Annotated in this window: 21 protein-coding genes and 1 riboswitch; of the genes, 4 read left to right on the top strand and 17 right to left on the bottom strand. The window is 70.3% G+C overall.

The genetic code is table 11. From position 1 onward, the window contains the following. Window positions 1-4: 4 nt before the first annotated feature. From IEZ13_RS10955 to IEZ13_RS10980, 6 genes are read right to left on the bottom strand one after another with little or no spacing between them, the layout of a single operon-like run. Window positions 5-682: a response regulator gene (locus tag IEZ13_RS10955; RefSeq protein WP_183220896.1), complete on the bottom strand. Its 678-nt coding sequence runs from the start codon at window positions 680-682 to the stop codon at window positions 5-7. Further along, complete coding sequence (locus IEZ13_RS10960) at window positions 679-3,162, bottom strand: DUF4118 domain-containing protein (protein ID WP_183220898.1); 2,484 nt, start codon at window positions 3,160-3,162, stop codon at window positions 679-681. Before IEZ13_RS10960 ends, IEZ13_RS10955 begins: the two co-directional genes overlap by 4 nt. Continuing rightward, window positions 3,149-3,991: a potassium-transporting ATPase subunit C gene (locus IEZ13_RS10965; protein WP_183220900.1), complete on the bottom strand. Its 843-nt coding sequence runs from the start codon at window positions 3,989-3,991 to the stop codon at window positions 3,149-3,151. Before IEZ13_RS10965 ends, IEZ13_RS10960 begins: the two co-directional genes overlap by 14 nt. A 5-nt stretch (window positions 3,992-3,996) precedes the next feature. Next, complete coding sequence (gene kdpB, locus IEZ13_RS10970; protein ID WP_203833817.1) at window positions 3,997-6,084, bottom strand: potassium-transporting ATPase subunit KdpB; 2,088 nt, start codon at window positions 6,082-6,084, stop codon at window positions 3,997-3,999. Between the two features lie 41 nt (window positions 6,085-6,125). Then, window positions 6,126-7,772 (bottom strand): potassium-transporting ATPase subunit KdpA, encoded by a 1,647-nt coding sequence (gene kdpA, locus IEZ13_RS10975; RefSeq protein WP_183220904.1) that lies wholly within the window; start codon window positions 7,770-7,772, stop codon window positions 6,126-6,128. Continuing rightward, window positions 7,772-7,861, bottom strand: a complete 90-nt coding sequence (locus IEZ13_RS10980) for a potassium-transporting ATPase subunit F (RefSeq protein ID WP_183220906.1) — start codon at window positions 7,859-7,861, stop codon at window positions 7,772-7,774. The genes kdpA and IEZ13_RS10980 overlap by 1 nt, the downstream gene beginning before the upstream one ends. 270 nt (window positions 7,862-8,131) lie before the next feature. On the opposite strand from IEZ13_RS10980, the gene IEZ13_RS10985 reads away from it, so the two are divergent. Then, window positions 8,132-9,706, top strand: coding sequence for a TrkH family potassium uptake protein (locus IEZ13_RS10985; RefSeq protein ID WP_229794616.1), 1,575 nt, complete (start codon window positions 8,132-8,134; stop codon window positions 9,704-9,706). Then, window positions 9,699-10,367, top strand: coding sequence for a potassium channel family protein (locus IEZ13_RS10990; RefSeq protein ID WP_183220908.1), 669 nt, complete (start codon window positions 9,699-9,701; stop codon window positions 10,365-10,367). The genes IEZ13_RS10985 and IEZ13_RS10990 overlap by 8 nt, the downstream gene beginning before the upstream one ends. Before the next feature lie 33 nt (window positions 10,368-10,400). Here the strand turns inward: IEZ13_RS10990 and IEZ13_RS10995 are convergent, their stop codons facing one another. The 7 genes from IEZ13_RS10995 to IEZ13_RS11025 form a co-directional block, all read right to left on the bottom strand. Beyond that, window positions 10,401-10,928 (bottom strand): GNAT family N-acetyltransferase, encoded by a 528-nt coding sequence (locus IEZ13_RS10995; protein WP_183220910.1) that lies wholly within the window; start codon window positions 10,926-10,928, stop codon window positions 10,401-10,403. A 414-nt stretch (window positions 10,929-11,342) separates the two neighbouring features. Then, complete coding sequence (locus tag IEZ13_RS11000; RefSeq protein ID WP_183220912.1) at window positions 11,343-11,864, bottom strand: hypothetical protein; 522 nt, start codon at window positions 11,862-11,864, stop codon at window positions 11,343-11,345. Beyond that, the gene (locus tag IEZ13_RS11005) at window positions 11,861-12,268 is read right to left on the bottom strand and encodes a GrpB family protein (protein ID WP_203833802.1); all 408 of its coding nucleotides are present in this window, start codon (window positions 12,266-12,268) and stop codon (window positions 11,861-11,863) included. The genes IEZ13_RS11000 and IEZ13_RS11005 overlap by 4 nt, the downstream gene beginning before the upstream one ends. Continuing rightward, a complete protein-coding gene (locus IEZ13_RS46420) occupies window positions 12,265-12,915 on the bottom strand; it encodes a hypothetical protein (protein ID WP_203833801.1) in 651 nt (216 codons plus the stop codon). The genes IEZ13_RS11005 and IEZ13_RS46420 overlap by 4 nt, the downstream gene beginning before the upstream one ends. A gap of 22 nt (window positions 12,916-12,937) precedes the next feature. After that, window positions 12,938-13,675 (bottom strand): VOC family protein, encoded by a 738-nt coding sequence (locus IEZ13_RS11015; RefSeq protein WP_183220918.1) that lies wholly within the window; start codon window positions 13,673-13,675, stop codon window positions 12,938-12,940. An 18-nt stretch (window positions 13,676-13,693) separates the two neighbouring features. Then, window positions 13,694-14,479 carry a hypothetical protein gene (locus tag IEZ13_RS11020; protein ID WP_183220920.1) on the bottom strand — a complete coding sequence of 262 codons (786 nt, stop codon included), beginning with the start codon at window positions 14,477-14,479 and terminating at the stop codon, window positions 13,694-13,696. A 144-nt stretch (window positions 14,480-14,623) separates the two neighbouring features. Next, window positions 14,624-15,652: an aldo/keto reductase family protein gene (locus IEZ13_RS11025; RefSeq protein WP_183220922.1), complete on the bottom strand. Its 1,029-nt coding sequence runs from the start codon at window positions 15,650-15,652 to the stop codon at window positions 14,624-14,626. Window positions 15,653-15,816: 164 nt separating this feature from the next. Between IEZ13_RS11025 and IEZ13_RS11030 the strand changes: the two genes are divergently transcribed. Continuing rightward, entirely contained in the window at window positions 15,817-16,710 is an 894-nt protein-coding gene (locus IEZ13_RS11030) for an aminoglycoside phosphotransferase family protein (RefSeq protein WP_203833800.1), read from the top strand. Window positions 16,711-16,760: 50 nt separating this feature from the next. On the opposite strand, the gene IEZ13_RS11035 is transcribed toward IEZ13_RS11030, so the two are convergent. After that, on the bottom strand, window positions 16,761-17,519 hold the full coding sequence (locus tag IEZ13_RS11035) for a CAP domain-containing protein (RefSeq protein WP_229794617.1): 759 nt from the start codon (window positions 17,517-17,519) through the stop codon (window positions 16,761-16,763). A 583-nt stretch (window positions 17,520-18,102) separates the two neighbouring features. After that, a riboswitch (cyclic di-AMP (ydaO/yuaA leader) is annotated at window positions 18,103-18,277 on the top strand. Window positions 18,278-18,283: 6 nt separating this feature from the next. Between IEZ13_RS11035 and IEZ13_RS11040 the strand changes: the two genes are divergently transcribed. Further along, window positions 18,284-18,862: a C40 family peptidase gene (locus tag IEZ13_RS11040; protein WP_183220926.1), complete on the top strand. Its 579-nt coding sequence runs from the start codon at window positions 18,284-18,286 to the stop codon at window positions 18,860-18,862. Window positions 18,863-18,923: 61 nt separating this feature from the next. Here the strand turns inward: IEZ13_RS11040 and IEZ13_RS11045 are convergent, their stop codons facing one another. From IEZ13_RS11045 to IEZ13_RS11055, 3 genes are all read right to left on the bottom strand, one after another. Continuing rightward, window positions 18,924-19,130 (bottom strand): heavy-metal-associated domain-containing protein, encoded by a 207-nt coding sequence (locus tag IEZ13_RS11045; protein WP_183220928.1) that lies wholly within the window; start codon window positions 19,128-19,130, stop codon window positions 18,924-18,926. A 95-nt stretch (window positions 19,131-19,225) separates the two neighbouring features. Beyond that, window positions 19,226-20,461: an RNA polymerase sigma factor gene (locus tag IEZ13_RS11050; protein ID WP_183220930.1), complete on the bottom strand. Its 1,236-nt coding sequence runs from the start codon at window positions 20,459-20,461 to the stop codon at window positions 19,226-19,228. Continuing rightward, on the bottom strand, window positions 20,458-20,838 hold the full coding sequence (locus tag IEZ13_RS11055) for a YciI family protein (protein ID WP_183220932.1): 381 nt from the start codon (window positions 20,836-20,838) through the stop codon (window positions 20,458-20,460). Before IEZ13_RS11055 ends, IEZ13_RS11050 begins: the two co-directional genes overlap by 4 nt. Window positions 20,839-20,926: the final 88 nt, after the last annotated feature.

Here is a 20,926-nt window from a genome sequence, read left to right on the forward strand (position 1 = left end):
GCGGTCAGGGCTGGTATCGGTAGCCCATGCCGGGTTCGGTGATCAGGTGGCGGGGCCGGGCCGGGTCGGCTTCGAGTTTGCGGCGCAGCCGGGCCATGTATTGACGCAGATAGTTGGTCTGGTTGTGGTATTCCGGCCCCCAGACGTCGTGCAGCAGGTTCTGCTGGGTGATGAGTTTGCCGGGGTGGCGCAGCAGGTGTTCGAGTAGCTGCCACTCGGTGGGGGTGAGCCGGATGTCGGCGCCGTTCCCGGTGACCGTCCGGGCCGCGAGGTCGACGGTGACCTCACCGATGCGCACCTGCGGACCGGCTTCGTCGGTGGGCTGGATCCGGCGGGTGACGGCCCGGATCCGGGCGAGCAGCTCGTCGATGCTGAACGGCTTGGTGACGTAGTCGTCGGCGCCGGCGTCGAGGGCGGTGACCTTGTCGAGGCTGCCGGCACGCCCGGAGAGCACGATGATCGGGACGGTGGTCCAGCCGCGCAGGCCGCGGACGACCTCGGTGCCGTCCATGTCGGGCAGGCCGAGGTCGAGGATGACCAGGTCGGGGTGGTGGCGTGCGGCATGGTGCAGGGCGGACGTGGCGTCGGGTGCGGTGTCGACGGTGTAGCCGCGGGCTTTGAGGTTGATCCGCAGCGCCCGCACGATCTGTGGGTCGTCGTCGACGATGAGCAGGCGGGTCATGCCATGCCGCCGGCGGGCAGGGCGAGGATCATGGTGAGGCCGCCTCCGGGTGTCTCGTCGGGGGTGAGGGTGCCGCCCATCGCTTCGGTGAGGCCGCGGGACAGGGCCAGGCCGAGGCCGACGCCGGTGCCGGTGTCGCGGTCGCCGAGGCGCTGGAAGGGCAGGAAGACGTCGTCCCACCGGTCGTGGGGGATGCCGGGGCCGTGGTCGATGACGCGTAGTTCGACGGTGTCGCCGTGGCTGCTGCCGGTGATCACGGGCGGGCGGCCGGGTGGGCTGTGGCGCAGCGCGTTGGTGACGATGTTGACCAGGATACGTTCGAGCAGGCCGGGGTCGGCGTGCAAGGGCGGCAGGTCGTCGGGGACGTGCACGGTGACGTCGTGGCCGTCGGGGCCGATCTCGTCGAGGGCGCGGGGGACGACGTCTTCGGCGCCGACGTCGATGGCGACGACGCCGAGGGCGCCGGCCTGCAGACGGCTCATGTCGAGCAGGTTGGCCACGAGCCGGTCGAGGCGGCCCAGGGATTCGTCGGTGGTGGCCAGCAGCTCGTCGCGGTCCTCGTCGTCGAGTTGGATGTCGCGGCTGCGCAGTCCGGCGACGGCGGCGGTGGCGGCGGCCAGTGGGGTGCGCAGGTCGTGGCTGACCGCGGCCAGCAGGGCGGTGCGCAGCCGGTCGGCCTCGGCGAGGGGTTTGGCGGCGGCGGCCTCGGTGGCGAGGCGTTCCTGTTTCAGGGCGACGGCGGCCTGGGCGGCGAAGGCTTCCACGATGCGCCGGTCGGAGGCTTCCAGGATCCGGCCGCGCAGCAGGACCGTCAGGGTCTCGTCGGCTTTGACCTCGACGTCGGCGTCGACGGGTGCCACACAGACCGGATGGCCGACGGCGGCGACGACCGTGCCGTCGTCGATCAGGGTGACCGAGTCGAGGCCGAACGTCTCGCGGAGCCGGTCGAGCAGGGCGATCAGGGGCCGTTCGCCGCGCAGGACGCTGCCGGCGACGGTGGCCAGGGTCTGCGCGTCGGCGGACGCCTGTGCGGCCTGCCGGGTCTTGCGGGCGGCGGTGTCGACGACCCAGCTGACGGCGACGGCGACGGTGACGAAGATGGCCAGGGCGAGCAGGTTCTGCACTTCGGCGATGGTGAACCGGAACAGCGGTGGGGTGAAGAACCAGTTGAGTGCCAGGGAGGCGCCGACGGCGGCGAGCAGGGCCGGCCAGAGTCCGCCGATCAGGGCGACGCCGACGACGGCGGCCAGGAAGAGCAGGATGTCGTTGGTGAGCGACAGTTGCGGGCCGACCTTGAGCAGCGCGACCAGCAGCGGCAGGCCGAGCAGCGCGGTGAGGAACCCGGCGACGCGGCGGCTGCGGGACAGCGCCGCGGGCATCGGGCCGCGGCGGCGGCCCCGGCCGGCGTGTTCGTGGCTGACCAGGTGCACGTCGATGGAGCCGGAGCGGGCGATCGTGGTGACGCCGACGCCCGCGGAGAGGATCTGGGCGAACCGGCCGCGGCGGGAGGCGCCGAGGACGATCTGGGTGGCGTTGGCGCCGCGGGCGAAGTCGAGCACGGCCTGCGGGATGTCGGCGCCGACGACCTGGTGGTAGCTGCCACCGAGGCTCTCCACCAGGACGCGCTGCTTGGCGAGCGCGGCCGGGTCGGCGCCGGCCAGGCCGTCGCTGCGGGCCACGTGTACGGCGAGCAGGTCGGCGCCTTTGGTGCGGGCGGCGATGCGGGAGGCACGGCGGATGAGGGTGTCGCCTTCGAGCCCGCCGGTCAGCGCGACGACGATGCGTTCGCGGGTCTCCCAGGTGGAGTCGATGGCGTGGTCGGCGCGGTATTTGTCGAGCTGGTCCTCGACCTTGTCGGCGAGCCACAGCAGGGCCAGTTCGCGCAGGGCGGTGAGGTTGCCGGTGCGGAAGTAATTGCCGAGCGCGGCGTCGATCTTCTCGGGCTGGTAGATGTTGCCGTGGGCCATCCGGCGGCGCAGCGCCTCCGGGGTCATGTCGACGAGTTCGACCTGTTCGGCGGCGCGGACGATCGCGTCGGGGAGCGTCTCGCGCTGTTCGGCGCCGGTGATGCGGGTGACGACGTCGTTGAGTGACTCCAGGTGCTGGATGTTGACGGTGGTGAGCACGCTGATGCCGGCGTCCAGTAGTTGCTGGACGTCCTGCCAGCGTTTGGCGTTGCGGCAGCCGGGGATGTTGGTGTGGGCGAGTTCGTCGACGACGGCGATGTCGGGGCGGCGGCGCAGGACGGCGTCGAGGTCCATCTCGGTGAAGGCCACGCCGCGGTAGGTCATCGTGCGGCGCGGCACGACCTCGAGGTCGCCGAGCATGGCGGCGGTGTGTCTGCGGCCGTGCGTCTCGACCAGGCCGATCACGACGTCGGTGCCGCGTCCGGCGCGTCGCCGGGCTTCCTCGAGCATGGCGTACGTCTTGCCGACGCCCGGCGCCGCGCCGAGGTAGATCCGCAGTTCACCGCGAGGCATGGGGCTCATTGTCCCGCCCGTCCAGGGCCATGTTGAGTTCGAGGACGTTCACGCCGGGTTCGCCGAGCAGGCCCAGCGCCCGGCCGGTGGTGTGCTCGGCGATCAGTTCCCGCACCCGGGCCTCGGGAAGGCCGCGTTCGCGGGCCACCCGGGGCGCTTGCAGGGCGGCGTAGGCCGGGCTGATGTGCGGGTCGAGCCCGCTGCCGCCGGCGGTGACCGCGTCGGCGGGCACGACCGGGTCGGCCGGCGCGTCGCCGCGGATCGGGGTGATCACGGCGCCGAGGGCGCGGTAGTCCGTGCCGTTCCCGGCCGGTTCGACGGTGACGCCCCGGTAGGTGGTCAGGAACGGGGTGCCGGTCTGGTTGACCGACACGACCCGGGTGACCGGCCCGGTGAGGCCGTCGCGGTGGAAGACCGCGAGGACCGCGCCGACGCCGTCGGGGGTGCAGTAGGGGCGGCGGCCGTCGACGCCCTCGAGCTTGCCGATGGCGAGGCTGCGGGCGCAGACCTGGGTGAGCAGACTCGGCGACGGGTCGCCGGAGAGCGTGTCGACGACGCTCTCCGGGCCGAGGTTGCTCGCGCCGGTCGCGGTCGGGTCGTAGCGGTTCGCCGACGGCCGGCTCTGGAAATAGCGGGGATCGCCGTCGAAGGACTGGCCGATCAGGGTGCTGCCGGCAGAGACCATCGAGCCGGATGCCTTGTCCGACAGCCCGGGGAGCCGGCCGATCCCGACGATCAGCAGCGGGTAGGCCAGGCCGAGGATGACGGTGAGCACGAGCAGCGCGCGCAGGGCGGCGAGGTGCTGGGCGAGCCAGGCGGGAAGGCGCATGATGATCAGATCCCGGGGATGAGCTGGATGAGCAGGTCGATGAGCTTGATGCCGACGAACGGTGTGACCACGCCGCCGAGGCCGTAGATCAGCAGGTTGCGGCTGAGCAGCCGGCTCGCCGCCGCCGGCCGGTAGCGGACACCGCGCAGGGCCAGCGGGATCAGGAAGACGATGACGATCGCGTTGAAGACGACCGCGGACAGGATCGCCGACCCGGGTGAGTGCAGCCGCATGACGTTGAGGGTGTCCAGGCCCGGGTAGACGGCGGCGAACATGGCCGGGATGATCGCGAAGTACTTGGCGATGTCGTTGGCGATGGAGAACGTCGTCAGCGCGCCGCGGGTGATCAGCAGCTGCTTGCCGATCTCGACGATCTCGATCAGTTTCGTCGGGTCGGAGTCGAGGTCGATCATGTTGCCGGCCTCCTTCGCCGCCGAGGTGCCGGTGTTCATGGCGACACCGACGTCGGCCTGGGCGAGTGCGGGCGCGTCGTTCGTACCGTCTCCGGTCATGGCGACCAGCCGCCCACCCGCCTGTTCCTTCCGGATAAGGGCGAGTTTGTCCTCCGGGGTGGCTTCGGCGAGGAAGTCGTCGACGCCGGCCTCGGCGGCGATCGCCGCCGCCGTGCGCGGGTTGTCGCCGGTGATCATGACGGTGCGGATGCCCATCCGGCGCATCTCGTCGAACCGCTCGCGCATGCCCGGCTTGACCACGTCCTTGAGGTCGATCACCCCGAGCACCTGATCGTTCTCGGCCACCACGAGCGGGGTTCCGCCGTCGGAGCTGATCCGGTCGACGATCTCGTCGATCTCGGCGTCGCGTACCCCGGCCCATTTCAGCACGGCCGCGGCGGCCCCCTTGCGGATCGTGCGCCCGTCGAGGTCGACGCCGCTCATCCGGGTCTGCGCGGTGAACGGCACCCACCGCGCCCCGGCCAGCAGGCCCGGCTCCCGGTCCCGCAGCCCGAACTCGTTCTTCGCGAGCACCACGATCGATCGACCTTCGGGCGTCTCATCGGCGAGGCTGGCCAGTTGCGCCGCGTCGGCGAGACGTTTCGGATCAACCCCGCTGACCGGTACGAACTCCGCCGCCTGCCGATTGCCGAGCGTGATGGTGCCGGTCTTGTCGAGCAGCAGCGTGTTGACGTCCCCGGCCGCCTCGACGGCGCGGCCGCTCATGGCCAGCACGTTGCGCTGGACCAGGCGGTCCATGCCCGCGATGCCGATCGCCGACAGCAGCGCCCCGATCGTGGTCGGGATGAGGCAGACCAGCAGCGACACGAGCACGACGCCGGTGACGCCGTGGCCGTCGATCGCCGTCGTGTCCGGCGCCGCCGCCTGATAGGCCTTGGTGTAGATGGCCAGTGGCTGGAGCGTGACGACCGCCAGCAGGAAGATGATCGTCAGCGCGGCGAGCAGGATGTTCAGGGCGATCTCGTTCGGGGTCTTCTGCCGGTTCGCGCCCTCGACCAGGGCGATCATCCGGTCCACGAAGCTATCCCCCGGCCTCTGGGTGATCCGCACGATGATGCGGTCGCTGAGGACCGTGGTGCCGCCGGTGACCGCGGACCGGTCGCCGCCGGACTCGCGGATGACCGGCGCCGACTCGCCGGTGATGGCCGACTCGTCGACGCTGGCGATGCCCTCGACGACGTCGCCGTCACCGGGGATGACCTGCCCGGCTTCGACGGTCACCAGGTCGCCCTGCCGTAGTTCGGTCGCCGGGATGTCCCGGCCGTCGGCCAGGTGGGCGACGGTGTCCCGCTTGGCCGACCGCAGGGCGGCCGCCTGGGCCTTGCCGCGGCCCTCGGCGACGGCCTCGGCCAGGTTCGCGAACACCACGGTCAGCCACAGCCAGACCGTGATCAGCCAGGCGAACAGGCTCGGCTCGACGACGGCCAGGACGGTGGTGAAGACGGCGCCGGCCTCGACGATGAACATCACCGGGTTGCGCCACATGATGCGCGGGTCCAGCTTGCGCAGCGCGTCCGGCAGCGACCGCAGCAACTGCTTCGGGTCGAGCAGGCCCGCCTTCACCGGCCTGGCCGACGGTGCGGGTTCCGGCCCGGCCTCGACCAGGTCGTCCAGGGTCATGGTCATCGAAGTGCCTTTCTCACGTTCGGTGCTGGGCCGGGTCATGACAGGCCCTCGGCGAGCGGGCCGAGCGCCAGCGCGGGAAGGAACGTCAGCGCGACCAGGACGACGGTCACGCCGGCGACCATGCCGACGAACAGCGGCCGGTGGGTGGGCAGGGTGCCCTCGGACTCCGGAACCGAATGTTGCCCGGCCAGTGACCCGGCCAGGGCCAGCACCAGGATCAGCGGCAGGAACCGGCCCAGCAGCATCGCCAGGCCCAGCGCGACGTCCCACCACGGTGTGTCGACCGTGATGCCGGCGAACGCGGAGCCGTTGTTGTTGCCGGCGCTGGTGAACGCGTACAGCACCTCGGAGAGGCCGTGCGGCCCGGTGTTGAGCGCGGTGGCGTCGTTGCCGGTGGCGAACGCCGCCGCCGTTCCGCCGAGCACGATCAGCGGGGTGACCAGGAAGTACAGCGACGCGAGCTGAATCTCCCGGACCCGGATCCGTTTGCCCAGGTATTCGGGGGTACGGCCGACCATCAGCCCCGCCACGAACACCGTGATCGTCGCCAGGATCAGCATGCCGTAGAGACCCGAGCCGGCCCCGCCCGGCGCGACCTCGCCGAGCATCATGTTGACCATCGGCATCATCCCGCCGAGCGCGGTGTACGAGTCGTGGAACGAGTTGACCGCCCCGGTCGACGTGAGCGTGGTCGCGGCCGCGAACGTCGCCGAGCCGGGGATCCCGAAGCGGGCCTCCTTGCCCTCCATGGCCGCGCCGACCGCCTGCGGCACCGTGCCGGCGCCGTGCGTCTCGAACCCGACGGTCAGGGCGATGCTGCCGAGTGCCAGCAGGGCCATGACCGCGGCGATGGCATAACCCTGCCGGTTCTGGCCGACCATCCGGCCGAACACCCGCGGCAGACTGAACGGGATCAGCAGCATCAGCAGGATCTGCAACCAGTTCGTCCAGGCCGTGGGGTTCTCGAAGGGGTGCGCCGAGTTGGCGTTGTAGAAGCCGCCCCCGTTGGTGCCGAGTTCCTTGATGGCCTCCTGCGAGGCGACCGGGCCGCCGGTGATGTGCTGGACACCGCCGGTCAGCGTGGTCACATCGACACCGGCCGACAGGTTCTGCACCACACCGCCGACCATGAACACGACGGCGAACACCACCGACAGCGGCAGCAGGATCCGCAGCGTGATCCGGGTCAGGTCGACCCAGAAATTGCCGAGCGTCTCGGCTCGACGGGCCGCGAAGCCGCGCACCAGCGCCACCGCCACCGCGATGCCGACACCGGCGGAGACGAAGTTCTGGACGGCGAGACCGGCCATCTGCACCAGGTGACCCATCGTGGACTCACCCGAGTAGGCCTGCCAGTTCGTGTTCGTCACGAAGCTGACCGCGGTGTTCCAGGCGATGTGGTCCTCGACCGCCGGCAGGCCCAGCGACAGCCACAGCCGGTCCTGCAACCGCAGGAAGGCGTAGAGGAACAGGATCGAGACCGCGGAGAACGCGAGCACACCACGGGCGTAGACACCCCAGGCCTGCCCGGCGTTCGCGTCCACGCCGACCAGCCGGTAGACACCGCGCTCGACGACGTTGTGGTCCCGGCCGGAGACCACCCGGTACATGTAGTCGCCGAACGGCCGGTGCACCGCGACGAGCGCGGCGGCCAGCATCAGCACGGCGATCCAGCCGGTCATCAAAAACGCTCCGGGAACAGCAGGGCCGCCACCAGCAGGACGGCCAGCGACACGGCCAGGATCAGACCGATCAGGTTGACGGCGTTCATCGACGTTCGACCGCCTTGACCAGCGCGGTGAACACGGCGAACACGGTCACCGTGAGCACGACGAACAGGAGATCAGCCACGGAGGACTCCCAGAAAGGTGATGATGTCTCGGGTACTGCTCCCCCAGCCAAGCGCGCCCGCAAGCCGGTGAGAACGGTTGTTCACGCGATGCGTACGCGGCAGGCGTGAATGTTGACGCCCTGTTGACGCCGCGTCCGGCAGTTGGCCGAGTCGGCAACACCGCCCCGCCCGATTCGGGATCATGACCGGGTGGACTCGACGTGGGGCCAACTGCTGCTGGGACTGGCGACGATCGCCGGGTTCTTCGCCGTGGTGGCCATCGGCGTGGTCGTGCTGCTCTGGGCGCCGCTGGCCGGGCCGGCCACCGAACAGGCGCCGCGATGGGCCCGCCGCCGCACCGACACCGATCTCCGGGCCCGGCTGTGGCGGCGTGCCGCCGCGACGGCGCGAAGACTTCATCGGGTACGGCCACCCGCACCGGTCACCCGGGCGCTCGAACACGTGGTGCGGCACCCGTCCCGGCTGGTGGTGGCCGGCTTCGCGGTGGCCGTCATGGTCGGTTGGGGGCTGCTGATGCTGCCGCCGGCGACCGAGTCGGGCCGCGGCGCCGGAGCGGTCACGGCGCTGTTCACCGCCACGTCCGCGGTGTGTGTGACCGGGCTGGTCATCGAGGACACCGGCAGCTACTGGTCCGGGTTCGGCGAGGCCGTCATCCTGGGGCTGATCCAGATCGGCGGCTTCGGCATCATGACGGTGGCGTCACTGCTGGGGCTCCTGGTCGCCGGCCGGATGCGGATGCGCCTCCAGTTGGGCGCACAGGCCGAGACCAAGGCCATGAGTGTCGGCGACGTCCGGCAGGTGATCCTCGGCGTCCTGCGGATCAGTCTGCTGGTGGAGACCACGGTGGCGGTGGCGCTCACCTGGCGGTTCGCCGACGGCTACGGCCAGAGCTGGAGCCACGCCGCCTACCTGGGGCTGTTCCACGCCGTGTCGGCGTTCAACAACGCCGGTTTCGGCCTCTACCCGGACAGCCTGATGCGGTTCGTCGGCGACCCACTGATCTGCCTGCCGATCTGCGCGGCCGTCATCATCGGCGGGCTCGGGTTCCCGGTCCTGTTCGAGCTGCGCCGCAAACTGCGCACCCCACGGAAGTGGTCGCTGCACACCAAGGTCACCCTGGCGATGACCGGCGTACTGCTCGCCGGTGGCTGGCTGCTGATCACCTGGGCCGAATGGGCGAACACCGCCACGCTGGGCCCGCTGGGCGTCGGCGGACGGCTGCTGGCCGGATTCACCACCGCGGTGATGCCCCGCACCGCCGGATTCAACAGCATCGACGTGGCGCAGATGCACGATGTCACCCTGCTCGTCAACGACATGCTGATGTTCATCGGCGGCGGCAGCGCCGGCACCGCGGGTGGCATCAAGGTCACCACGTTCGCCCTGCTCGGCTTCGTGATCCTCGCCGAGATCCGCGGCGAACCGAGCGTGCACGTGCTGGGCCGCAACCTGCCCACCGGCATCCAACGGCAGGCGCTGACCATCGCGCTGCTCGGCATCGGCCTGGTGATGGCCGCCACGCTGTCGCTGCTGGCGCTGACCCCGTTCAACCTCAACCAGGTCCTGCTCGAGGTGACCTCCGCGTTCGCCACCGTCGGCATGTCCACCGGCATCACCGCCCACGTCGGCACGGCCGGGCACCTCGTCCTCATCGCGCTGATGTTCATCGGACGGCTCGGCCCGGTCACCGCCGCGGCGGCACTGGCCCTGCGGCACCGCAACCGCCGTTACGAACTACCCGAGGAGCGAACCATCGTTGGCTAGGAAACCGGCACCCCACGAACGCATCGCCGTACTGGGACTGGGCCGTTTCGGCGGCTCCCTGGCCCTGGAACTGACCTTCCAGGGCTGGGAGGTCATCGGCATCGACGCCGACCCGCGCCCGGTGCAGGCACACGCCGACGCACTCGCCCACACCGCGGTCGCCGACACCACCGACGAGGAGGCCCTGCGCCAGCTGGGCGTACACGAACTGACCAACGTCGTGGTCGGCATCGGCACCGACATCCAGGCCAGCATCATGACCGCCTCACTGCTGACCGACCTGGGCGTGCCCCACATCCTGGCCAAGGCGCTGAGCCCCCAGCACGCCACCATCCTGCGCCGCGTCGGCGCCCACCACGTGGTGCTGCCCGAACAGGAGATGGGCGAACGCATGGCCCACCTGGTGACCGGCCAGATCCTGAACTTCATCCAGTTCGACGACGACTACGTGCTCGCCAAGACCCGGGCGCCGGAGGCCGTCATCGGACAGACGCTGGCCGACATGGAGCTGCGCGGCACCTACGGCGTGACCGTGATGTCGATCAAACGGCCGGGCGAGCGGTTCACCCACACGACCGCGGCCACCACCATCTACGCCGGGGACATGCTCATCGTCGCGGGCGACCCCCGCAGCGTCCAGGCCTTCTGCACCCTGCCGTGACGGACCGCCAACTGCCCGACCCCATCCATGGCGTCAGTCGGGCGCCATCTCGAAGAGTTCGTGAACGGCGTCGTAATACTTCGCCGTCCGCCCCAATGCGGTCATGCCGAGCCGTCGGCAGACGGCCTGGGAGGCATGGTTGCCCGGATCGGTCACGGCGACGACCCTGGCCAGCCCGCGACCGAACGCATCGCGGAGGGCGGCCTCCGCCGCCTCGGTGGCATAGCCCAGTCCCCAGGCGTCCGGGTGCAGGTGCCAGCCGATTTCGACCTCGTCCGGCCCGCCGGTGGGTTCCCCCGCCGACAACGGGATCGGCTTGAGCAGCAGGTTTCCGACCGGCACCCCGTCCGCCGCAGTGATCAACCAGATGCCCTGTACGGGGTGGTCGACGGCACGCCGCCGCCTGATCGACGCGAGCGCGTCCTGCCTCGTTCGCATGACCGCCGGATGCGCGCCGAGGAAGCGCACGACCTCCCAGCGCGACTCCAGATCCAGAAGGAATTCGGCATCGTCATCGTGCCAGGGACGTAGCAGGAGCCGGTCGCTCGTGATCGTGCGCATGCCACCGAATCTAGCCAGCGCGCTTTCCGCCCGGGCCGGCCTGCCCGGGCTGAGATCGGTGCCCGGGCAGGCCGGCCCGACCGCCGCTTCCTCATGTGCCGCCGGCCACGGCCACCCGCCGTCGGTGTCACGGTCCTGCCGGCCAGGCACCCGGGTCGCCCGCTCGCCGCCGCAGCGCCGGGCCGGTGGTCGCGGTTCCCCACGAACGGACAGGCGCACACGGTGACGGCATCGTGATCGCCCACCTGGCATATAGCCGTGACGGCCGCCCACGAGACGTCTTCCGTGTGCGGCTACCCGTCCTCAGGCGGGCGCGGCGCCGACCGGACGGGACGGCCCTTCGGGCCGAACGCGAACACGCTTACCACAGAAGGCGCCGGAAGCGAAACGCGGACCTCGACCACAAAAGGTCTTCTAGTCGAGGTCGTGAACCTCCAGCCCTCGCACGATCAGGGTCCGCATGGACCCGAATCCGTAGATATCCACATCAGAGGACAGGTCTGCCACCCGGCGGAGCACGGGTTCGACGTCGATGCCCCGGTCACGGGCCCGATTGCACAGCCACCAGATCCTCATCAGCTCGTCGCGCGGGTCATCGCCCTGATCCATCGCGGAGACGTGCATCAGCTCGCGGCGAAACTCCGTCACCGACTCCGATTCGGCCGGCAGATGGGCCGCCCAGCGGAACGACGGAAAGTCCCGGAAGACGGACCGGACCTCTTCGCGGATCAACGGACCACCCATTTCGTACGCGTTGAGCAGCGCCTCCAACGCGGCAGCGGCCTCGACCGCCACCCCGGCCTCGTCCACCGGTACCGGCGCCCGGCGAAGTTTGTCCTGCCACTCCGGGTCATCCACGTCGACCGGGCGCTTCGCGATCTCCCGCAACAATTCATCGAGTACGGCGACGTCCGCACGTATCGAGTCGAGGTTCATGCCGTCCCCCGCACCGTAGGAGACCAGCCGGTGGCGGCCGCCGGCGACCCGGCGACCCGGTAATGCAGGTTGACCTGCCGCTCACCGGGTACACGCCTGTTCCAGTACCGCTTGGCCCAGAGGTGCGGCGGATCCGCACGACCGGCCGGCACGTGATCCCGCTCGTACAGTCGCCGGCAGAATCCCAGCGCGGCCAACGGTCCATCGAACGCGGCCGCCGCCCCGTCAAGATCAACGACACTGACCTGTACGTCGAACACCGGCTTGGCCGCCATCCCGGCAATCGAGGTGCTGCCGATGTGATCGACCCGCAGCGCCAACGGCGCCGACACGGCCTGCAACTCGCCGACCGGAGCCGCTCCCTGGTGTCGCCGATCCGGGTCGTACGCGGCAATGAACGTCACGGCAGCACGGTAGCGGAGCGCCACACGCCGATCGCCGCGACGGCATGTCCGCCGGCACCACCGCACCACCAGACGGCGGCCCCGTCGTGGCTTCGGGCGTGAACCCCGAGCTCGTGTACGGGACACACCGGCCATGCCGACCAAATCGCGTGCATCACCGCGTCCTGCACGTCTTCGGCCACCGCCACAAGCGCGGACACCGGGTCGGCGCCGGACGCCGGAGAGATGCCTCCCCCGGTGCCCCGGTGGCCGTCCCAGGTCTCGGCGTGGGCGTGACGGGTGAGGCCGGGCCAGTCGTGGTCGTCAACCCGAAGCCGGCACCGATCGGGCAGCCCGGTCGCGGCCACGTCCTGGTTGACCAGGCGCATCGCGTCCTCGAGGCGGGCCAGCCGCTCCGGCTCTTCCGTGAAGCACGGCTGGAAGCCGATGCCCGCGAGCAGGGCAAGGGCGAGCCCGGCCATCCGGGGCCGGCTCACGTCCGCACAGTCGAGGCTCAGCGTGGCCAGCTCGGTAGCGTCCGGGTCCGCCGGTTCAAGCTCCAGCACGGACGCGGCCAGATCGAACGCGTCCGTGCAATCGACCTCGCCTGTCCGTGCCGCGCGGTACACGGTCCTGTACAGCCGGTCGAGAGCATCAACATCATCCACACGTCAATGTTGATGAACGAAATCAACCCGGAGTGAGAAGGCAGAACTCGTTGCCTTCCGGGTCGGCGAGAACCGTCCACGGGATGTCATCCTTGCCCAGGTCGACAGTGGTGGCGCCGAGACCCAGCAATCGGGCCGCCTCGGCCTCCGGATCGTCACCAGGGTACGGGCGAACGTCGAGATGGACGCGGTTCCACCCGGTCTTGACGTCGGGTGTGCGCAGGAACTGCAGATACGGGCCGACACCCGCCGCCGAGCGCAGGACCGCGTTGTGGTCGCTCACCCGCAACACGGTCCAGTCCATGGCCGCGCCCCAGAACCGGGCCATGGCACGCGGATCCGCGCAGTCGACCACGACGGTGGAGATCGGCCCGGTGTCCGAGCCCGGGTCGTGCCAGTCCAGCACGCAGAACTCGTTGCCCTCCGGGTCGGCCATGACCTTCCACGGCACGTCGCCCTGCCCGAGGTCGACCGGTGTGGCGCCGAGGCCGGTCAGGCGGGCGACCAGCTCCGCCTGATGGTCCTTCGAGGTGGTGGCGAGGTCGAGGTGCACCCGGTTCTTCACCGTCTTGGGCTCCGGGGAGACGACCAGGTCGATGCAGACGGCGACGGGATCGGGGTAGACGAAACCCTCGGGTTCGAGATTGGTCACGCCGGGTCCCTCGCTGGAGACCGCCCAGCCGAGCGCCTCCGCCCAGAAAGCGCCGAGCCCGGCGTCGTCGTACGCCTTCATGTTGATCTGTACGAGCCGCGTTGCCACGCCGCCGATCCTAAAGGTTCACTTCTTGGTCTCGATCTCCGCGCGCATGTCGGGGAAGTCGCCCTTCACGTCCACCGCGGTCACGTAGAAGTGCAGGAACATGCCGACGCTACCTTCGTCGGCCCACCCGCAGATGGCCACGTCCTCCTTACCGATGACGCTGTTGCCGCACTGCGCCACGCCGCCGAGCGAGCCGGTGCTGACGGCGGAGACCTGGGTGAGCTGGTTCTCGCCACTGAACGACTGGAACATGGTGTCGAGCATGCGCTGCGGATCGTCGATGTCGACCTCGGCCGCGAGCACGGCGATCATCTTCTTGTCGGCCAGGGACCCGTAGAAGGCCCCGAACGCGTTCGCGGCGCCCGGGTAGCCTTCCAGTTCCTTCGCCAGGTCCATGGTGAGCGACGACAGTTCCTGAGCCTCGATTTTGGAATGACCGTTCAGCGTGCTCGGCTCACGGATGCTGATGTCGGCCTTCGCCATTTCGCTCGGGCCGGGGCTCGCCTTCTCGTTCTGGGAGAACTTCTCACCGACCAGATAAAAGACGATTCCACCACCGACGAGTACGACGAGCGCGATCGCCGCCGACAGAAGTGTGATCGCGACCGTTCGCGACTGTCCCTGCGGCTGCGGCGGGGCCGCCGGAATGCCCGGCTGGCCATATCCGGGCTGGCTGTAGCCCGGCTGGGCATAGGTGGGCCGACCGAAGTCCGGCTGTTCGTAGAGCGGCGCGGTGTGCTGCGGCGTCTCATACGGGTCGACGGGCGGTGGAAGCGGTTCACCGGGCGGCGGCGGGTAGGTCATCAACGCTCCAGTATTCGAACTGTCGCTGGATACTACCGACGGCCGGATGCGCGGCCCTTCATGACGTGGGCGGATGTGGGTCACAGCCGCCATGGGCTGCCGAGCACCTCAGGCTCTGTCCGGTCACCTGGTGAGGGCGGGGTTTCAGGGCGCCGGGCGGTTCCACTCGGGCTTGACGGACATCATCTGGGCGGTCTTGGTGGAGTCACGGTCGATCAGGTCGCCCAGCACCTCGTCGATCTTCGCCAGTAGGTTGGCGGGCAGCCGCACGCCGGCGGCGAGGGCGTTCTCAGTGACCTGATCGGGCCGGGAGGCGCCGATGATCGCCGAGCTGACGCTGTCGGGTTGCAGGGTCCAGGCGACGGCGAGCTGCGCCATCGAGAGGCCGGCCTCGTCTGCGAGCGGGCGCAGCCGCTGTACGCGGTCGAGCAGCACCGGGCCGAGCACCCGGCTGATGAACCGGGGCGCGCGCCCGCCGCTGGTGGCCCGGGAGTTCGCCGGCAGTGGCCGGCCGGGCTGGTACTTGCCGGTGAGCACGCCCTGGGCCAGTGGCTGGAAGACCACCTGGCCGATGCCTTCGCGCTCGCACAGCGGCAGCACCTGCGGTTCGATCACGCGCCACAGCATGTTGTACTGCGGCTGGTTGGCGACGATCCGGCTGCGCAGCCCGAGGTCGGCGGCGATCCGCAGGGCGGCCTCGATCTGCGGGGCGGTCCATTCCGAGACGCCCAGGTAGAGCACCTTGCCCTGGCGCACCAGATCGTCGAAGGCGATCAGGGACTCCTCGAGCGGGGTGCGCTCGTCGAAGCGGTGTGCCTGGTAGAGGTCGACGTAGTCGGTGCCGAGCCGCCGCAGCGAGGCGTGGCACGACTCCATGATGTGTTTGCGGGACAGGCCCCGGTCGTTGGGGCCGTCACCGGTGGGCAGGCAGACCTTCGTGGCGATCTCGACCGAGGACCGGCGGACCGTGCGCAGCGCGTCGCCGAGAACCTGTTCGGCCGCGCCCTGGGCGTACACGTCGGCGGTGTCGAAGGTGGTGACGCCGGCGTCCAGCGCGGCCTGGATGCAGGCGAGCGCGGTGTCCCGCGCGACCAGCTCACCGTGGGTCAGCCAGTTGCCGTACGTGATCTCGCTGACGTAGAGGCCACTACGACCGAGGCGGCGGTGCTCCATAGTGGATCACACTACCGAAACGATCCGCCGCCGTGGCGCTCCGATGGTCGCGGGCCTGTCGGGGAGCCTACGCTGAGGTGTTGTCGCCCGGTGATCGTCGACGGATGAGGGGCCGGCGCTTGAAGAGCGGAAGCGATTCGTCGGACCGCGGGGCGAGATCGGTCGTGGAAGTGCCGCAGTCGTTTCGGGACATGCCGCGATGGTGGCACGGCGGTGCCGGCTGGTTGGACCGGCTGCCCGCGCTCGTTGCGGACTGGTGTGCCCGGTGGCGGCTGACCGTCACCGGTGCGCCGGTGCACGGGTCGAACGCGCTGGTCGTACCCGTTGCCCGGGGTGAAGATCTTTTTGTTCTTCGACTGACGCCTCCCGGGCCCGGCGTCGCCGGCCAGGTGGCCGCGCTGCAATTCTGGGACGGCCGCGGAACCGTCCGGCTCGTCCAGGCCGACGTCGATGCCGGGGTGATGCTGCTGGAACGGCTGGACTTCGAAGGTTCGCTGGCCCGGGCGCCGTCGCTGGAGGCGGTCGAGGTGCTGGGGCGGATGATGCGCCGGCTGGCGGTTCCGGCGCCGTCGCACGCACCGAGTACTGCGGGAATGGTGGCTCGGCGCCTGACGGCGATGCCGGCTGAGTGGCGGCGCTTGGGCCGTCCCTTTGACGAGGTCCTGCTCGATCGCGCGATGGCGGCCGGCGCCCGGATGGCGCGTGCCGACTCCGATCTGGCTGTCGACGGTGATCTGCACAGCGGGCAGGTGTTGCGCGGTGAACGAGAACCGTGGCTGATCGTCGACCCCGTGCTGCTGCGCGATGACATCGCCTACGACCTGGCCCGTGTGTTGTGGACCCGGCTCGACGACATGCCCGGTCCCGACAGCATTCTTCAGCACTTCCGCATCGCCGTGGGCGCTGCCGGCCTCGATCTCGATCGCTGTCGCGACGGGGTTCTCAACCGGGCCGTGGACTACTGGCTCTGGGGGCTGGCAGCCGGGTTGACCGATGATCCCCGGCGCTGTCGGCGCCTCGTCCACGCCATCGACGGGCCGGGTGAAGGAGGTGGCTGAAGCGAGATGCCCCAGCCGCGCGGGGCGGCTGGGGCATCAGGCGTCAGGCGTCAGTAACCGAAGTCCTGGGTGTAGTACGGGGTGCCGTCGGCCTTGAAGACCACACCGACACCGACCGTCTTGGACTTGCAGTTGACGATGTTGGTGCGGTGGCCGGGGCTGTTCATCCAGCCGTTGACCACCTCGGAGGCGGTGCGGTAGCCGTAGGCGATGTTCTCGGCCGACGGCTGGGCGTAGCCGGCCGCCTTGGCACGGTCGACGAAGCTGGACCCGCCGCTGCCGGTGTGCGAGAACGTGCCGGTCTGGGCCATCCAGGCGCTGTGGTCGCGGGCGGCCTTGGTGAGCTGGTCGTTGACCGTCAGGGCGGAGCAGCCGTTCTTGCCACGCTCGACGTTGATCAGGCGGTTGACCTCGTCCTGCAGGGCCTGCTCGGTCGACTTGGCCGGCGTGGTGTTGCCCGGGGCGGGCGTCGTCGGCGCGGGCTTGCTCGGGGCGGGCGTCGTCGGCGCGGGCGTGGTGGGAGCCGGCCGCGACGGGCGCTGGCCCGGACCGGGGTTCCAGGAGCCGTACCGGCCGGAGTCGTAGTTGCCGGAACCGTACCTGCCCGAGTCGTAGTTGCCGGAACCGTACCGGCCGGACTCGTAGTTGCCGGAGCCGTACCAGGAGCCGTACTGCCCGTAGTCGGGCTGCGTCGGGCCAGGCTTCGCCGGAGCGGCCTCGGCCGGGCTCGCGATCATCGTGGTTGCTCCGACGGCGGCGACCGGGGCGAGGAGGGCGGTCACGGCGAAACGGCGAAGAAGCTGGCGCAAGAGCAGACCCTTTCGGAAGGTGATACCCGCTGTTTGCGGGCTCACCAGTCACTTCGACGGGGCGCCGGCCGCGACGATCACAGAATCGGTGTTTGCCGGTTTCCGAATGGTTGCGCGGTCGACATGCGCTCAGCCGGACCGTGAGAGGACGCGGCCGCAACCGGCCGGAGGGATCTTGACGCGAGGACCGAGGAGTCGTGTGCGGTGAGCGCCCGGCCGGTGAAGCCCCGGCCCGCCGGTGACGGCACCCGACCGCCCGGCCGGGCTCGGTGAGCCGGTGAGTCGGCTCGCCCTCGACGGAACGGATGATCGCCGGCGGGGCGACGGGGACGGCGATTCGGATTTATCGTGATCAGTTTCACACAAGATCATCACCGAGGCGTCACCGGCCATGAACGCAGCGTGTCGGAAAACTTCGCACCCGTCCTGCAACCGGGACGCCGTTCGCCGGGTCGATCGGCAGACATGGATGTCGCGGCGGGCTGGTGGCCCCGGGACCTGGGATATCAAGGAGGGGCGGCGGGCACCTGCCCGCCGGTCGTGTCAGCACGGACCACGCCGAGCCCTGCCCCGGTCCGGCGACACGAGCCACTTGGCGAGCATGAGGCAATCGGGGGCAGGGACGGGGGAACCACATATCGATCCGCGACCGCCAACGGCAGGTAACGGATCTTGGGGTGAAGCCGCCAGCGTGCGGCCGGGCATTCCTTCGCGCCCGAACCCGACAGCTAACCTCGCAGGCGTGCCGGAGGGATTCCTTCACCGTGCACGTACGCACTTCGAGCCGGCACTTCCGCACCCTGGGAACCGGCACCATCGCCCTGTCCGTGGGTCTCGGCCTTCTCGCCGGAGGGCTCAGCAAACCGCAGGCCGTCTCCGCCGCCCCACAGGCGCCGAGCGTCGCCGCCGTCCGGACCAACGTGACGGTGACCCGTACCGTCACCGTCGAGGCCGCGACCAGCACCCGGGTCGTGACCGCGGCGCAGCCGATCGGCGCCCGGGTCGTGACCGAGGCGGCCCGGCACAAGGGCAAGCTCTACCTGTTCGGCGCCGTCGGGCCGAACCGATTCGACTGCTCGGGCTTCACCCTCTACGTCTACAAGAAGACGGCGGGCAAGAAGCTGCCGCACAAGGCGAACCTGCAGCAGAAGTACGGCAAGGCGATCAGCAAGGCCAAGGCCCGCCCCGGTGACCTCATCATCATCCGCAGGGGCTCGTACGGCATCCACGCCGGCATCTACGCGGGCAACGGCAAGATGTGGTCGGCCCCGCGGACCGGCAAGCCGGTCAGCAAGCAGAAGATCTGGAGCTCGAACTACGTCGTCCGGCGCCTGGCCGGATGACGGAACTGCCCGCACCCCCACAGGGTGCGGGCAGCTCGCGTTTCCGGGCCCGGGTGTTCGACTACCTCGCCAGTTCGTAACCGGCCTCGTCGACGGCCGCGGCCACCGCGGTGTCCTCGACGGGCCGGTCGCTGGTGACGGTGACCGCGCCGGAGGTCAGGTCGACCTCGACTCCGGTGACGCCGGGAATCCTGCCGACCTCCTCGGTCACCGAGTTGACGCAGTGTGAGCAGGTCATACCGGTCACGGTGTAGGTCCTGACAGCCATCACGGTCTCCTTGTCGTTTGCGGACGCCGACAACCACACTACCCCTACCCCCCTAGGGTATCCCGGCCTGGGGAGACGGCCCGGCGCGTCGTGGCTCAGAGCTGGTCGCGGCGGCGGATGAGGTACGCCCGCTCGGCGGCATTGTCGGTGCGGGCGACGGCCCGGTCGTAGGCGGCCGCCGCGGCACCGTCGCCGAGACGTCGCAGCAGGTCGGCACGGGCGGCGTGGAAGGCGTGATAGCCGTCGAGGACGCCGGCGAGCCGGTCGATCTCGGCTAGCCCGGCGGCCGGGCCGTCGACCTCGGCGACCGCGACCGCCCGGTTCAGCCGCACGATCGGTGACGGGTCGAGCCGCACCATCCGGTCGTACAGGGCGACGATCGTCGGCCAGCGGGTCTCCCGGGCCGACCGGGCCTCGGTGTGTACGGCGTTGATCGCGGCCAGGAGCTGGTAGCGCCCGGCCGGTGGGCCGCCGGCCGCCACCGCCGCGATCCGCTCCCGGACCAGCGCGGCGCCCTCGGCGAGGAGGCGGCGATCCCAAAGCCCACGGTCCTGTTCGGCGAGGGTCACCAGTTCCCCGGCGCCGGACACCCGGGCCCGCCGCCGGGCGTCGGTGAACAGCATCAGGGCGAGCAGTCCGGCCACCTCGCCGTCGCCGGGCAGCAGGTCGCGCAGCAGACGGCCGAGGCGGATCGCCTCGTCGGTGAGGTCGGCGCGGACCGGGTCGTCGCCCTCGCCGGCGAGATAGCCCTCGTTGAAGATGAGGTAGACGACCGCGAGCACGCCCGCGAGCCGCTCGCGGATGTCGCCGGCCGACGGCACCCGGTAGGGAATGCCGGCCGACCTGATCTTCGTCTTGGCACGGGTGATGCGCTGCGCCATCGTGGTCTCCCGGACCAGGAAGGCGCGGGCGATCCCGGCGACGGTGAGGCCGCCGAGCAGGCGCAGGGTGAGCGCCACCCGGGCCTCCATGGCGAGCGCCGGGTGACAGCAGGTGAAGACGAGCCGGAGCCGGTCGTCCTCGACGGGGCCGGTGGGTTCGGGTGCGCTGTCGTCGTACACGATGAGGGCCGCCTGGTGTTTGGCGTCGCGCTGGGCCTCGCGCCGCAGCCAGTCGATCGCCTTGCGGGATGCCGTGGTGGCGAGCCACCCGCCGGGATTCGGCGGTACGCCTTCACGCGGCCACCGCTGTGCGGCGGCCGCGAACGCCTCGGCCGTCGCCTCCTCGGCGATGTCGAGATCACCGAAACGACGGGCGAGGCCGGCGACCAGCCGCGCCCACTCCTGACGGTGGGCGCGGGTGATCGCCTGCTCGGTGGCGCCAGCGCTCATTGCTTCCCGAGGTAGCCGGCACGGTCGGCTCCGGGACCGCGGAACCGGTGCACCTCCTGGGGCCAGTCGAGCGCGGTCGCGAGCCGGCCGGCCCAGTAGCGGGCCGTCGCGTCGTCGGGCACCTCCACCGCGGCGAACCCGCCGAGGTGCTCCTTGGTCTCGACGAACGGGCCGTCGGTGAAGACGGCCTTCCCGTCGACGGTCTCGACGCTGCACAGCGTGGTGTCCCGGTCGAGCCCGCCGTTACTGAAGATCAGCACGCCCTCGGCCAGCATCTCGTCGATCACGGGGCGGACCGCCTCGGACTTCGCGCGGATCTGCTCCTCGGTGTGGTGCGGCACCCACTCGTCGTTGAAGGTGATCAGGTATTCCGGCATGGTCGTCTCCCTCTGATACCGGTCCGGCGGACGCCGTACACCGATTCCACGAACGGCGGCCCCTTGATACGACACCATCGGAGCAGAA

The organism is Actinoplanes campanulatus (genome assembly GCF_014647795.1).
In the GTDB taxonomy this organism is placed as follows: Bacteria; Actinomycetota; Actinomycetes; order Mycobacteriales; family Micromonosporaceae; genus Actinoplanes; species Actinoplanes campanulatus.

What these genes read in the sequence shown, in the direction of transcription:
- kdpA (WP_183220904.1), bottom strand. Translation starts at nt 7,772, where the DNA reads ATGACCGGCTGGATCGCCGTGCTGATGCTGGCCGCCGCGCTCGTCGCG.
- IEZ13_RS11045 (WP_183220928.1), bottom strand. Translation starts at nt 19,130, where the DNA reads ATGGCTGTCAGGACCTACACCGTGACCGGTATGACCTGCTCACACTGC.
- IEZ13_RS11055 (WP_183220932.1), bottom strand. Translation starts at nt 20,838, where the DNA reads ATGCCGGAATACCTGATCACCTTCAACGACGAGTGGGTGCCGCACCAC.
- IEZ13_RS10995 (WP_183220910.1), bottom strand. Translation starts at nt 10,928, where the DNA reads ATGCGCACGATCACGAGCGACCGGCTCCTGCTACGTCCCTGGCACGAT.
- IEZ13_RS11050 (WP_183220930.1), bottom strand. Translation starts at nt 20,461, where the DNA reads ATGAGCGCTGGCGCCACCGAGCAGGCGATCACCCGCGCCCACCGTCAG.
- IEZ13_RS10980 (WP_183220906.1), bottom strand. Translation starts at nt 7,861, where the DNA reads ATGAACGCCGTCAACCTGATCGGTCTGATCCTGGCCGTGTCGCTGGCC.
- kdpB (WP_203833817.1), bottom strand. Translation starts at nt 6,084, where the DNA reads ATGACCCTGGACGACCTGGTCGAGGCCGGGCCGGAACCCGCACCGTCG.
- IEZ13_RS11000 (WP_183220912.1), bottom strand. Translation starts at nt 11,864, where the DNA reads ATGAACCTCGACTCGATACGTGCGGACGTCGCCGTACTCGATGAATTG.
- IEZ13_RS10955 (WP_183220896.1), bottom strand. Translation starts at nt 682, where the DNA reads ATGACCCGCCTGCTCATCGTCGACGACGACCCACAGATCGTGCGGGCG.
- IEZ13_RS10960 (WP_183220898.1), bottom strand. Translation starts at nt 3,162, where the DNA reads ATGCCTCGCGGTGAACTGCGGATCTACCTCGGCGCGGCGCCGGGCGTC.
- IEZ13_RS10965 (WP_183220900.1), bottom strand. Translation starts at nt 3,991, where the DNA reads ATGCGCCTTCCCGCCTGGCTCGCCCAGCACCTCGCCGCCCTGCGCGCG.
- IEZ13_RS11020 (WP_183220920.1), bottom strand. Translation starts at nt 14,479, where the DNA reads ATGACCTACCCGCCGCCGCCCGGTGAACCGCTTCCACCGCCCGTCGAC.
- IEZ13_RS11025 (WP_183220922.1), bottom strand. Translation starts at nt 15,652, where the DNA reads ATGGAGCACCGCCGCCTCGGTCGTAGTGGCCTCTACGTCAGCGAGATC.